The organism is Duganella callida, from assembly GCF_004614165.1.
In the GTDB taxonomy this organism is placed as follows: domain Bacteria; phylum Pseudomonadota; class Gammaproteobacteria; order Burkholderiales; family Burkholderiaceae_D; genus Rugamonas; species Rugamonas callida.
The window spans coordinates 1-13068 of record NZ_SPVG01000279.1 but is presented as its reverse complement, the minus strand read 5'-3'; the positions used below and the strand labels follow the sequence as shown (position 1 = coordinate 13068).

The window sequence follows — 13068 nt, the reverse complement described above, 5'->3', positions numbered from 1 at the left end:
ACAGCAGACGTGGCCGGGCACTGCTGGCAGAATAAAAACCATGCAGACTACTTCGCTCAACAATGAGGCGGTACGCCGCGCAATGGCAGCAAATATCGTTGATCCCTTCTTTGCCGAGGGGCTGTTCGACGCGTTGCCGGACGTGGTTTTCTTCGTCAAGGACGTAGAAGGCCGTTACGTGGTGGTGAACCAGACGCTGGTGCAGCGTTGCGGCCAGCGGCACAAGTCGGCGCTGATCGGGCGCACCCCGGCCGAGGTGTTCGCGCATCCCTTCGGCCAGACCTATCTGGCGCAGGACATGGCGGTGCTGGCCGGCGACGCCGATATCGAAGACCAGCTGGAGCTGCATCTGTATCCCAACCGCGACCCCGGCTGGTGCCTGACCCGCAAGACGGCGCTGCGCGACGCGCAGGGGCGCATCGTCGGCCTGACCGGCATCTCGCGCGACCTAGCGATGGCGGACAAGAAGAATCCGGCCTACCGCAAGGTGGCGGCGGCGGTGAACGTGATCCATGAACAGTACGGGCAGCCCTTGCAGCTGCCGGAGCTGGCGCGCATCGCCAACATGTCGGTGGCGCAGATTGAGCGCTACTTCCTGCGCATCTTCCACCTGACGCCGCGCCAGATGATCATCCAGACCCGCGTCGATGCGGCATCGCGGCTGCTGGCCGGCGACGCCAGCGTGGCGGAGATCGCGCAAGCCTGCGGCTACGGCGACCACTCGGCGTTCACCCGTCAGTTCAAGGCCACCACCGGTCTGACGCCCAGCCAGTACCGCCAGCTGGCGGCCGGCGCCTGAGTCAACCTTCTTCAGACCTTCTCGCGCACCGAGGCCAGTTCGACGCGGTTGCGGCCCAGCTGCTTGGCGCGGTAAAGCGCGACGTCGGCGGCTTTCAGCAGGTCGGCGATGTCGTCCTGCTCCTCCGGCGTGATGACCGCCACGCCGATGCTGACGGTCAGTACCCGGCTGGGCGAATGCGCATGAGGGATGCGCAGGGCCGCGAGGGCGGCGCAGATCTGGTCGGCCATGGCCAGCGCCTGGTCTTCATCGGCGGCTTCGGCGATCAGGGCGAATTCCTCGCCGCCGTAGCGCGCCGCGAAGTCGCCGCTGCGGCGGCAGTGGTGGCTCAGTTCCTCGGCGACGGCGCGCAGCGCGTCGTCGCCGGCCTGGTGGCCGTAGCAGTCGTTATACTGCTTGAACAGGTCGACGTCGAGCAAGGCCAGCATCAACGGCTGGCGATGGCGCCGCGCGCGGCCCCATTCGGCGGCCAGGGTTTCATCGAAACGGCGGCGGTTGGGGATGCCGGTCAGGCCGTCGGTGGCGCTGATCGCGGCCAGCCGCGCGTTCGACTGTTCCAGCTCGCGCGTGCGCGTGCGCACCCGGCTTTCCAGTTCCCGCTCGCGTGTACGTAGTTCGTTCAGCAGCACCGCGAAGCCGATGCCGATGATGCACAGGGTGAGAATGAATTCCTGCGCGCGCACCACTTCCAGGTGGATGGGCACCTCGCCGAACGGTTTCAGGCCGGTGGTCATCAGCATGGCGGTGGTCAGCGAGATCAGTGCCACCAGCAGCGTGGTGAGACGGGTGCCGAAGCGGAAGGCGATCACCGCCACAGCCGGCAGCAGCAGCGTCGGCGTGACGGAGACGCCATCGATCTCGCCGCCGTGCGCCAGCATCACCACCGCCGACAGCAGCAGCGTCAGCGCCAGCGCCGCGTCGTCCCAGCGCGTCAGGCGCAGGCGTTCGTTACGCGGCTGGCTGAAGGCCAGCAGCAGCGGCGTGTAGATCAGCAGGCCGAGGCCATCGCCGAACCACCACAGACGCGCCAGCGTCAGATAGGCGGTGGTGGCGCCGCCCACCTGCTGCAGCACCAGCGCCGCCAGCAGGCCGGCCAGCAGCGCGCCGAACAGCGGTCCGGCCATCACGAACCGCACCAGGTCGCGCAGCCGCCGCAGCGCCGGCGATACCCGACCGCGGCGCATCAGTAGGTAGGTGATCGCCACCTCCATCAGGTTGACGAGGCTGAGCAGCACCGCCTCGTACCACGGAAAGGCGTCGAGGTTGGCCAGCACGTCGGAGGTGAAGGTGAGGCTGGCCAGCAGCGGCGCGCGCTGGCCGCGGAAGCGCAGCAGGGCGGCCAGCAGCACGGCGTTGGGCAGCCACACCACCACCACGTTTTCCGGGGTGACGGCGCAGAAGAAGGTCAGCTTGACGCTGGCAAAGTGGAACAGGGGCAGCAACAGGCAAAACAGCCAACCAGGGCGTCGCCAGAATTTTTCGGATTTGAACATCGCCAGTTTTGTTGTGGACAACACGCCGGATGATTGCCCGGTGGTCGCCTGCTGTCAATGCAATTTGGGGACAGACCACGTTTTTGAAACAAAAGACAGACCGCGGTCTGTCTTTTGTTTCAAAAACGTGGTCTGTCCCCAAGTCAGTTCACCAGCGTGCCGACATAGGCACGGTAGCGGCGTATGCGGCCGGTGACGCTGTCCGGCCCCTGGCGCGGCGTGTAGCGCAGACCGGCCACCTCGGCGTCCGCGCCCAGGTCGATGATCAGGCGGTGCGGCGGTTTGGGCAGCGGGCCTTTGCTGTAAGCCGTGTGCCAATAGTCGGTGGCCTGGCCGTTGATGGCGTTGAGAGCGCCGCCGTCTTCCTTGCTGGCTTCCTCGCTGCTGACGTAGACGATGGTCCAGTTGGATTGGTTGAGGGTCTTGCCGTCCACGCCGAGCAGCGCCAGTTCCGCCACGGCGGCATGCGACTTGCCGTCGAAGGCGTCCAGCGCCTCCAGGCAGAACTGGCGTCCCCGTACCGGCTGCGCGAACTTCACGTCCTGGACAGCGGAGCCGCGTGCGAACTCGCCTTCGTGCGCCGGCTTGACGCCGTCCAGCGCCGGTTTGACTTTGCTCGGCGGACGCGCCAGGTCCAGTTCCGGATGCAGCTGGTCGAGGATGGGCGTCTTCAGGCCCGCCATGCGTGCGCTGCGCGGGCCGGTCAGGTCCAGCACCACCACTTCATTGTGCCCGGCCTTGATCCACGGGCCGGGCAGGTACATGGTCTGGGTCGGGCCGATGCTCCAGTAGCGGCCCAGGCAGCGGCCGTTGACCCAGACGATACCCTGACCCCAGCCGGACAGGTCGAGGAAGCTGTCGCCCGTCCGCGCGGCGTCGAAGCTGCCGCGCCAGAAGGCCGCGCCCGCGCTGCGTCCCTTCTTCCAGGTCAGCGGCGGCAGCACGGCGTCGGCGTCGAAGTCGATGGCGCGGATGTCCCAGTTCTCCAGCGGCTGGCCATTGAAACGCACCGGCCCGTGCAGGCCCTTGCGGTCGTGGATTTCGACGCCGAAGTTGACCCGCGCGATGGTGTACAGCAGGATCTCCAGCGTCACCGGCTTGCTGCGCGCCGGCAGCTCGACGCTGTAGCGGCGGTAGCGCGTGTCGAAGGTGCCGACCTGCCTGCCGTCGATGCTGACCCAGGCCAGGTCGCGCACCTTGGCCGCTTCCAGCGTGCCGGCCGGCCCGGCGGGCAGGGTGACGCGATAGGAAACCACGCCGCGGCTGATGTCGTACTGCTCCAGCGGCAGTGGCGAGGCGGCCTTGATCGCCTGCGCCGGCAGCGCCGCCTGTACGGGGCACGACTCCTTGAACCCGAACGGCGCGATGGCGATCACGGGATTTTGCGGTGGTGGCGGCGGCAGCGTTTCGCCCGGCTGCAGATAGGGCTTGATGCCCTCGCGGTAGGCCTGGAATTTTTCGCCCATCCAGCCGGCTTCGCTGATCGGCGCGTCGTAGTCGTAGCTGCTGGTGTCGGGACGGAACGGACGGTCGCAGCCGCCCCACAGGCCGAAGCTGGTGCCGCCGTGCGCCATGTACAGGCTGAAGGAACCGTTCATCTTCAGCATGGCCTGGATGTCGGCCACGGCGCCGGCGGCCGAGCCACGGCGGTGCGGCGCACCCCAGGTATCGAACCAGCCGGAATAGTATTCGCCGCACATGCGCGGCCCTTTCTGCACCTGGTCCAGCGCCTTGAAACCGGTGGCCGGATCGCTGCCGAAATTGGCGACGTTGAACAGGCCATCAATGTGCGACTTGACCACGGCGTTGGTCGGATTGCACTGGAACAGCGGCACGTCGAAGCCGGCTTCCTGCAGCATGGCCTTCATCTCGCGCATGTAGGCCAGGTCTTCGCCGAAGAAGCCGTACTCGTTCTCGACCTGCACCATCAGTATCGGACCGCCATGGGTGATCTGCTGTGGGCCGAGTACGCGGCCGACTTCCTTCATGTAGCGGCGCGCCGGCTGCACGAAATTGGCATCGCGCGTGCGCAGGAAGGCATCGCCTGGCTTTTTCAGCAGCCACCACGGCAGGCCGCCCATTTCCCACTCGGCGCATGCATAGGGACCGGGACGCAGGATCACCCACAGGCCCTCCTGCTGCGCCAGCCGGCAGAATTCGGCGGCATCGCGCTGGCCTTGCCAGTCGTAGCGGCCTTCGCGCCATTCGTGGTAGTTCCAGAACAGGTAGGCGCAGACGGTGTTCAGTCCCATGGCCTTGATGGCTTTCAGCCGGTGCGACCAGTATTCGCGCGGCACGCGGGCGAAGTGCATTTCGCCGCAGCGGATCTGCAGGCGCTGGCCGTCCAGCAGGAAGTCGGTGTCGCCGATGGTGAAGCGCGCGGCGGCTTGCGCGGACAATGGCAGCAGCAGGCTGCCGACTGCGGCGCCGGCGCCTTGCAGCAGGCGGCGCCGCGATGCGGATTCGATCGTCATGGTTTCAGTAGTTTACAGGGTAGTCTTTGGGGAAGCGGGCGCCGGCAAAGGCTTTTTTCTGCGTCCAGTCCTGCGCCGGCGCGGTCCAGTAGCTGTCGGTCGGCGCCAGGCCGAGCGGCATCAGCGTGGTGGAGGCGATGTACATGCTGCCGTTGTTGGAGTACCAGTCGCCCAGCTCCGGCTGGTGGCCGACGAAGCCGATGGTCAGGTAGCCTTCCTTGTTGAAGTTGGAAGGCGCCGACCACACGGCCTTGTGCACCGCCTGCAGCGCGGCGCGGATCTGGCCTTCTGGCAGGGTTGGCGGCAGCTGCTTGCGCCAGGCCAGCAGCGCCAGTGGCTGGAAAGCGGCGGTGCGGTAGGTCAGCGAGCGGCCGATCGGCGGGTAGCTGCCGTCCGTGCCGATGAAGCGTTCCAGGTGTTCGCTGTAGCGCTGCATGCGCTTCAGGGCCTGGGCGCGCAGTTCTTCCGGTTTGCCGTTCCAGTAGCCGCCTTTTTTCTCGTCCAGCACGTCCAAGATTTCGACCATCATCGGGTGCATGACGTAGCCGTTGTAGTAGTCGAAGTGGAAGGCTTCGCCATCCTTGATCCAGCCGTCGCCGGCGTACCATTCGAGGATTTTGCGGATCGGGACGTTCATGCGCATTGGATCGAATTCTTCGCCGATCGACATCAGCCAGGCTTCGTTCATGGCGGCGAACAGCATCCAGTTGATGTAGGGCGGCTCGATGCGGCGCAGCGATTTGATTTCGGCGATGATGCGCTGTCTGGTCCTGGCGTCCAGCGGTTCCCACAGCGCTTTCGGCGCGCGCATCAGGGCATTGGTGTAGTAGGCCGAATCGACCAGGGTCTGGCCGGGGCCTTTCCACAGCAGGTAGTCCGGGCTGGAGGGATCGACCGAGTTGGTGTAGCTTTGCAGGGCCAGTTGGTGCAGGCGCTTGCGGGTCTTGCCTTCGGGTGTACCGTCGCCGGGCAGGGCCAGCCAGGGAGCGATGCCGGCGATCAGGCGGCCGTAGCATTCCAGGTAGGCCACGCCCTTGTCGCGGCCATCCCAGGTCGGGCTGACTTCCAGTGCGAAGTTTTTCTTCAGCGTGCCGGCCGCCATATTGGTCAGTACCGGTTCGGCCAATTTCTGCGCCAGCGCGGCCAGTTGGGCGCGCGCGGCGACGCCGCTGTTGTCGCTGGTGCTCGCCGCCGCAGTGGCAGCCGTCGCCGCGCCTTGCGCCGCCATCACGCCGCCGGCGGCGGAGCCGGCCGCCAGCGCGCGGATAAAGTGTCGTCGTTCCATTCAATCTCCGTGATTAATGACGCAGCAGGCGTACCAGCTCCGAGGACGCCAACAGGTAAGCACCCACGCCGAACGCCGTGGTCGAATTCTGGTCCACCACCTGGCCCGGAATGGCGCGTTCGCCGATGGGCTGCACATAGCCTACCTTGCCGTCCGGCTGCAGCGCGGTCTGGCTCAGATAGCGCCAGCCCTTGCGCACCACGGGCAGATACTCGTCGCGTTCCAGCAGGCCGTTATTGATGCCCCACAGGTAGCCGTAGACGAAGAAAGCGGTGCCGCTGGTTTCCGGTCCCGGCGCGTGGGCGGGATCGAGCAGGCTGCGGGTCCAGTAGCCGTCTTCGCTCTGCGCGGCCTTGAGCGACTTCGCCATCTCGGTGAACTTGACCACGAAGTCGGTGCGGTGCGGATCGTCGTAGGGCAGGTCTTGCAGCACCTTGGCCAGGCCGGCGAACACCCAGCCGTCACCGCGCGCCCAGAAGTCCTTCTTGCCGTTCACGCTCTGGTGCTTCGGATAGACGTAGCGCGCGTCGCGGTAATACAGCTTGGCGTCGTTGTCCCACATGATGCTGTTGGCGTAGTCGAAGTATTCGTACAGCTTTTCCAGGTATTGCTTGTTGCGGGTGATGGTGTACATCTTGGTCATCACCGGCATCACCATGTACAGGCCGTCCGACCACCACCAGTAATCCTTGTTGGGGGTACTCATCTCGTATTCCATCACTTCGCGCGCGCGGGCGATCTTGTGTGGATCGGGATCGAGGCGGTAAAGATCAGCGTAGGTCTGGAAGCAGATCTGCCAGTCGCCGAACAGCACATGCTCGTCGGTCTCGCCGTACTGGTACTTCCATTGAGATTTGTCGTTGGATTTGGCGCCTTGCCACTGGTTGTGGGCGGCCCAGTCCTGCGAATATTTGAGCCACGCCTTGTTGTGGGTGATCTGGTAGGCCTCCATGTTGCCTGTGTGGTAGGCGGCGATGTCCCAGAAGGCCCACTTCTGCGCCGGCTCGCGTTGCTGCCAGTAGTTGTTGACCTTGCCGATAATGGCGACCACCTCCTGTTCGGAGGTATCGACCGCCGGCGGCGCCGAAGCGCAGCCGGCCAGACCCGCCACCACAAAGGCGGCGGCATACAGTCGTTTCATCATGGATTACAGTTTCCCCCGGATGCCGATCTTGATGGTGCGGCCATCATACTTCGCGTAGTCCATGCGCGTCTTCTTGCCGCTGCCGTACTGGCCGCTGGCGTCTTCGAAGTAATCGTACGCCAGCGTGTTGCTCAGGTTGAGCGCATCCAGACGCAGCTCCAGCTTGTCGCTGATCTTGTAGCTGATGTTGGCGTCCAGGTAGCCGCGGCCGGCGTGCCAGCGTATCAGGTCGTCGCCGAGGTTGCGCGGGCTGTCCTGGTGCAGCGACTTGTCCTTGTAGTTCCAGGACATGCGCATCGCCCATGGCCCCTGTTCGTAGTACACCGTGGTGCTGTAGGCGTACTTCGGCACCGAGTTGACGTTGATGACCTTGCCCGCATTGGTCACCCACGGCACGCTGTTGAACGGGTTGATGTGGGTGTAGCTGGCCAGCGCGCCCAGGCCGTTCCATGGCGCCGGCAGGAAGCTGAACGCCTGCTGGTAAGCCAGCTCGTAGCCTTTCAGCGTCTGCTCGCCGGCGTTGGTGTAGGTGCGCAGCGTCATCGCCAGGTTCGGGTCGACGTGGCCGTTGGCGTCCTGGAACAGCGGGCCGAGCGCCGTGTCGGGCAGACCGAGCGAGGAGAACGGCACGATCCGGGTATTGGCGACGGTGGCGTCGGTCAGCTTCTTCTGGAACACGGCGGCGGACAGCATGCTGCCCGGCTTGAAGTACCATTCCAGGCTGGTGTCCAGATTCTTCGACTGTTGCGGACGCAGGCCCGGATTGCCCGAGGTGGCCGAGTTGTCAAACTGGTTCGGGATCACCGTCTGCGCGGCGATGATGGACAGCGAGGCGCGGGTGATGGTCTTGCCCCAGGATGCGCGCCAGATCAGGTCATCGGCCACGTCGAAGGCGGCGCTGACCGCCGGCAGCACGTTGCTGTACTCGCCATCCTCATGGTTGGGCGAGTAAATCAGGCTGGTGCCCTGCTGCTTGAAGTTGTCGATCTTGGTCTCGGTGCGCGAGTAGCGCACGCCGGCGTTCAGGCGCAGTTCGCGGCCCAGCACTTCGCCCTTGAAGTCGGACTGCACGAAGGCGGTCTTCACATCCTCTTCCGCCGCGAAGCTTTGCGACGGCGTGAACGTGGACTCGGGGTTGTACGCGTTCGGATCGAACTGCGAATAGAAGTAGCTGCTGTTCCAGGTGGCCCAGCTGTGCGGCCAGCCGGCGCCGAAGTCCAGATGATCGATCGGCAGCTGGCTGGTCATGGCGCTGCGCAGGCCGGCCGCGCCGATGCTGTTCAGCTTGGCCGTGGCCAGCGCGGTGCCGTTGCGCTTGTTGACGCCCTTGATGGTGGCCACGTAGGACAGGCCGGTTTTCAGGTGGCCGGTCCAGCCGGCGGGCAGGTCGTAGTCCAGATCGGCGGTCGCGCGCGCCTGCTTGCCCTTGTCGGTCTCCTTGGTCCAGCCGGTGCCGATGGTGAAGCCGCTCCAGTTGTTCGGATCGGTGTAGCTGGTCGGCGACGAGATCGATGGGTAGACGTGATCGCTGCCGTAATCGATGGTCGAGGTGGCGCCGTAGATGTAGCCGGACAACTGGCCGGTGGCGCTGGTGGCGGTGCTCTGGTTCAGGCTGACCTGGCTGCTCAGCGTCAGTTTCGGGCTGGCCTTCCAGCTGGCGTTCAGGGCGCCGTAGCCGAACTTGGTCTCGTCCTCGGTGTAGGCGGCGCCGCCATTGTAGGTGGTGTTGCCGAAGGTGCCCGTCAGCAGATTGGTCGAAGGATCGATGCTGACATTCAGCGGGATCAGGCCGTTGTTGCCGGTGGCGCCGGCCGGCAGGTTGCGGTTGGTGGTGGCGGTGCTGCGGATCAGGATGCCGAACAGCTGTTCCGCGCGGGTGTTCTCCAGCTTGGAATACATGGTGTCCAGGCTGACGTTCAAGGTCGGCGTCTTCCACTGCACCGACGACACCAGGCCGTCGCGCGTGCGCTCGTTCTGCGAACCGTAGAAGCGGTAGATACGCGGCAGGAAGGCTTTGGCCACCTGGTCGCGCGTATAGCCGCCGAGGTTGGCCAGCGGGCTGTTGAAGTCCAGCGCCAGCGCGAAGTTGCCCTTGACCGGATTCTGGCTGCCGTTGAAGGAGCTGTTGTAGCCGCCGGTGGCTTCGAAGCCGGAGCGGGTGTTGATGCTGCCCGAGTGCGACACGCCGATCAGGAAGCCGAGCTGGTCCCAGGTGTTCGAATACAGCGCGAAGCCGTTCGGGTCATTGTGCTTGGAGGTGGTGTTATAGGTATCGGTGATGCCGTAGCGGATGGTGCGCTTGGGGTTATCGAATGGGCGCGGCGTCTGCAGATCGACGATACCGCCCAGGCCGCCTTCAGTCAGCTCGGCCAGCGGCGATTTGTAGAAGTCGACGCGGCCGAACAGCTCGGAGGCGAACACGTCGTAGTTGAAGCCGCGCGCGGCGGAGCCGATGGTGGCGGTCGAGGTGGTGTTGACCGGCGCGCCGTTCAGCGTGGTCACCGAGTATTCGGTCGGCAGGCCGCGGATCGAGATGCGCTGGCCTTCGCCCGAGGATTCGTCGCGGTTCAGGATCACGCCCGGCACGCGTTGCAGCGACTCGGCCACGTTCGCTTCGGGGAATTTGCCGATGTCCTCGGCGACAATGGAGTCGCGCACGCCGATGGCTTGCTGTTTCAGATTCAGCGCCTTTTGCAGGCTGGAGCGGAAGCCGGTCACCACCACGGTGGTGCCGGGATCGTCATTGGGCGACGGCAGCGGCGGTTCGCTGGCGGCGGCGGTGGTCGGCGCCGGCTGTGCATCCTGCGCCAGGGCGGCGGGGGCGTACATGGCCGCCAGTGCTAGCGGTACCATGGTCTCCAGTATTTTCTTTTTCATTGTTGTCCTCAGTGGTTTGTTCTGGGATGTGCAGGTTGTCTGTTGACCTGTCAGAAACAAGACTAAACACTTCCGAAAAGGGGAGCAACACTGTATGAAAAAGTCTGTTCTGCGATGCTGCGCCGCAAAACAGCCAGGTGCCAAGCCAGCAAAAATGCGGGTTTAGCTATGAAAACAGGTGAACGGCCCCACGCGTGCTGAAGTGGATAAATTGGAAACAATCAACTTGATGATTATTTGGCAGGCTTGGTATTCCGACTTCGTATAGACCAGCGCAAATTTTCTATATGACGCTGTGGGGAAAAACAGACGTGCAAGTTGGCAGTCAGTGCGGCAGCGGCGGGCGGCCGTTGATCACGCGGGTAGTGGTTTCCAGTTCATGGGGCCACCGGAACCGTGTGGACTTTGCGATTCCGGGACGGTCTACGTTCTATTTAGTCATCAGTGTCGTGATCCTTACCAATGCTGATATCGATCAGATAGCGATCCAAGCCGATCCCGCTGTCGCAATCGCTGGCACAATGCAGTCCAAAATACATGGAATATTTGGAGGGAACGCCTATTGATATCCACCTTCCCCCTTCTGACTTAAGATGAGCACGCAGCCTAGTTGCTCCATCAGCACTGACATCAAACCATGCAGAGTTATTCTCCAGTCGCCATCCTTTGGTTTGAAAAATATGCTGTAAACGTGTTAATTCCGAAAATGCCTGCTTAAACGGTAGTTTGGTTAGCATTGGCGACGTGGTAATATCATCTACCTTGTTATCCATATACCCGATTGCTGCAAAGGTGGTAGCAGGCAGTGTAAACCCATATTTCGGGTCGTCGAAACGAATAATGACTGCTGGTTTTGTCACCCAGGTTGCTCCAAATCCGTACTTGGACTCCGACGGCAGATTGGACGAGGAGGCGACTGGAAAACTGGAATTCCGTGCCACCTGTTCGAATGAGTGGCCAATGGCCACGGAAACTTCGGTCACAGCGGGAGGTCTGAAATAAGCCCATGCTGCGCCAGCCAATAGCACCCCTCCGCCAATCCGGACTATTTTTCTCATCGTTTCCCACCAATTGTAGCGATGTCTGCAATCGACGCTGTGAGTACGTCTCGACTGGTGCCTCCTAAAAGGACATCGAATCGATCAGCTGCCTCATAGACAAATCGCATGCGCTGATCTGCGTTGTAGAGCTTGGCAGATTTGTTTTTCGGGAACCAAATATTTAAGGATTTTGACTGCGAGCTACATTCTGCGGAAAGAGTTAATTTGATTTCAGCAGCCACTCCGCTTGGAAAATCGGTCACCCAGGAAAATTGATTGGCTTGCAGCGCACCCTGCATTGCTAAGTCGTTGTATATCGCTGGCTGTAAAATGTTAATTTGCTCGTGATAGGCCAGCTTCTGAACGCTTGCTGAGATTTTTCCTTGGGTGATCAGTTTGAATGCATCGAAGATCGCTTGATGTGCCTTACCGAATTCAAGTTTGGATTTTTTAATCGGCCATATAATTTGGTCCGCGATACTGGAGCGTTGTTCAAGGCAGCTATTTAAGCCTTCAACTCCTCTTAGCATGAAGAAACGGTGCAGCGGATAGATGTCGAGGAAGAGGGTGGTGTTGCCGAGTGCGAGTTGCTGGTACATGTAGGCCGAACTGCCGCCAATCGCTGCGGGCATGGCGTCGGCGGCGGCCATGTCGGCGCTGCTCATCATGTCGGGCCGGCCGGCGTTGGCCATGATTTCTTCCTGCGATTTGCGGATGTTGTCTGCCGCGTGCAGCAAGCCGCAGCCGACTTGCTTGGAGGCGAAGGCGGCCAGCCCGGCCCATTGGAACCGGTGATCCGCCATCCAGAGTTGGGCATAGGCTTGATTGATGCGCCGGTTGCGTGCCACCGGATCGGCAATCAGTTTGCCGCCGGGCGCGATCCAGGCTTCTGCTTCTCTTTGCACGCGCAGCCAGATGCTGGCGTAGCTGAGGATAGGTACGTCGATGGCCTTGCATGGCTTGCCGGCCACAGTGGCGTCATGCACATCGCACTCGGTGACCGGCAGGGTATTGCGGTGTAATGGCGTGTTGTCCTGCTGATGCTTGGCGAGGATGGTCTCGGACATGGCGCGATCCTAGTCGAGTATCTGCCAGGCGATCAGCTGGGCGCGATCATCGGCATCGATGGGTTGGGTATAGCCATCGGCATCGGTCTGGCCCTCGAGCGTTTTGTCCGCCAGCGTCAGCCGGTAGCGCTTGCCGCTCAGCGGTGCCTGTGTGAGGTCGTCGATCAGGCGCAGGGCGATTTGCTCCGTCTCCTCGGTCAGTGCTGCGGCCTGAGCTTGTTCGCGTGCGGACGAGGCGACGCTCTCCGCGGAGTCAGTGGAACCTCCGCCGCCAACGTGCTGACATTTCAGGCTTTGGTTGGCAATCAGCCGCGGCGGCGAGATGCATTTGCAGATGCACAGATCGTCTTGCAAGGCGACTTGTTTGCCGTTCCAGCTTTCCGGAATGCGCGGCCCGAAGTTACGGATCTTGCCTTGTGACTTGCAGGCGGGGCAGAAGATGGCGTCGCCTTCCAGCGCGACTTTGACGCCGTTGATGCTGCAATTGCTGCTGGCGCTGATGACTTTGCCGCCTGCGCTGGTGCTGGCCCCCAGGGTGATGTGGTAGCGTTGCATGCGCTTTCCTCGCTTCGACAGGAAAGCTCCAATGTTGCCGGCATGGCGCCAAAGGATTTTGCGGCGGGACAAGAAACGCAAAAAGCCGTAAATCACGGCGTGATTTACGGCTTCTTTATTTGGTGGTGATAGGTGGACTTGAACCACCGACCCTAGCATTATGAATGCTATGCTCTAACCAACTGAGCTATATCACCGAAACTGAGCGGCGGTAAGCAAACCGCCTTGAAACAAAATGGCCTGTTCCGTTGCCGGTCAGGCCATTCGTCGGGAATTCTGTGGTGGTGATAGGTGGACTTGAACCACCGACCCTAGCATTATGAATGCTATGCTC

General features: G+C 62.6%; 9 protein-coding genes and 1 tRNA gene. 1 reads left to right on the top strand and 9 read right to left on the bottom strand.

The features are described from left to right. The first annotated feature begins 40 nt into the window (after positions 1-40). Positions 41-799, top strand: a complete 759-nt coding sequence (locus tag E4L98_RS29505) for an AraC family transcriptional regulator (RefSeq protein WP_229257635.1) — start codon at positions 41-43, stop codon at positions 797-799. 11 nt (positions 800-810) lie between these two features. Here E4L98_RS29505 and E4L98_RS29500 read toward each other — a convergent pair whose 3' ends face one another. The 9 genes from E4L98_RS29500 to E4L98_RS29460 all read right to left on the bottom strand — a co-directional run bounded on the left by E4L98_RS29500 (position 811) and on the right by E4L98_RS29460 (position 12931). Further along, positions 811-2241, bottom strand: a complete 1431-nt coding sequence (locus E4L98_RS29500) for a GGDEF domain-containing protein (protein ID WP_229257634.1) — start codon at positions 2239-2241, stop codon at positions 811-813. A 194-nt stretch (positions 2242-2435) separates the two neighbouring features. Then, the gene (locus E4L98_RS29495; protein WP_135205107.1) at positions 2436-4766 is read right to left on the bottom strand and encodes a beta-galactosidase; all 2331 of its coding nucleotides are present in this window, start codon (positions 4764-4766) and stop codon (positions 2436-2438) included. 4 nt (positions 4767-4770) lie between these two features. Then, a complete protein-coding gene (locus E4L98_RS29490; protein WP_135205106.1) occupies positions 4771-6051 on the bottom strand; it encodes a DUF2264 domain-containing protein in 1281 nt (426 codons plus the stop codon). Positions 6052-6064: 13 nt separating this feature from the next. Next, positions 6065-7195 (bottom strand): glycoside hydrolase family 88/105 protein, encoded by a 1131-nt coding sequence (locus E4L98_RS29485; RefSeq protein ID WP_229257633.1) that lies wholly within the window; start codon positions 7193-7195, stop codon positions 6065-6067. A 3-nt stretch (positions 7196-7198) separates the two neighbouring features. Beyond that, positions 7199-10072 (bottom strand): TonB-dependent receptor, encoded by a 2874-nt coding sequence (locus tag E4L98_RS29480; protein ID WP_135205105.1) that lies wholly within the window; start codon positions 10070-10072, stop codon positions 7199-7201. Between the two features lie 434 nt (positions 10073-10506). After that, positions 10507-11130, bottom strand: a complete 624-nt coding sequence (locus E4L98_RS29475; RefSeq protein ID WP_135205104.1) for a hypothetical protein — start codon at positions 11128-11130, stop codon at positions 10507-10509. Beyond that, the gene (locus E4L98_RS29470; protein ID WP_135205103.1) at positions 11127-12179 is read right to left on the bottom strand and encodes a DUF2515 family protein; all 1053 of its coding nucleotides are present in this window, start codon (positions 12177-12179) and stop codon (positions 11127-11129) included. Before E4L98_RS29470 ends, E4L98_RS29475 begins: the two co-directional genes overlap by 4 nt. Positions 12180-12188: 9 nt before the next feature. Next, positions 12189-12734 carry a PAAR domain-containing protein gene (locus E4L98_RS29465; protein WP_135205102.1) on the bottom strand — a complete coding sequence of 182 codons (546 nt, stop codon included), beginning with the start codon at positions 12732-12734 and terminating at the stop codon, positions 12189-12191. A 120-nt stretch (positions 12735-12854) separates the two neighbouring features. Further along, positions 12855-12931: transfer RNA gene (locus E4L98_RS29460), tRNA-Met, on the bottom strand. Between the last annotated feature and the right edge of the window lie 137 nt (positions 12932-13068).

Coding starts and splice junctions, on each gene's coding strand:
- E4L98_RS29505 (WP_229257635.1), top strand. CDS start 41: ATGCAGACTACTTCGCTCAACAATGAGGCGGTACGCCGCGCAATGGCA.
- E4L98_RS29470 (WP_135205103.1), bottom strand. CDS start 12,179: ATGTCCGAGACCATCCTCGCCAAGCATCAGCAGGACAACACGCCATTA.
- E4L98_RS29490 (WP_135205106.1), bottom strand. CDS start 6,051: ATGGAACGACGACACTTTATCCGCGCGCTGGCGGCCGGCTCCGCCGCC.
- E4L98_RS29495 (WP_135205107.1), bottom strand. CDS start 4,766: ATGACGATCGAATCCGCATCGCGGCGCCGCCTGCTGCAAGGCGCCGGC.
- E4L98_RS29465 (WP_135205102.1), bottom strand. CDS start 12,734: ATGCAACGCTACCACATCACCCTGGGGGCCAGCACCAGCGCAGGCGGC.
- E4L98_RS29475 (WP_135205104.1), bottom strand. CDS start 11,130: ATGAGAAAAATAGTCCGGATTGGCGGAGGGGTGCTATTGGCTGGCGCA.
- E4L98_RS29480 (WP_135205105.1), bottom strand. CDS start 10,072: ATGAAAAAGAAAATACTGGAGACCATGGTACCGCTAGCACTGGCGGCC.
- E4L98_RS29485 (WP_229257633.1), bottom strand. CDS start 7,195: ATGATGAAACGACTGTATGCCGCCGCCTTTGTGGTGGCGGGTCTGGCC.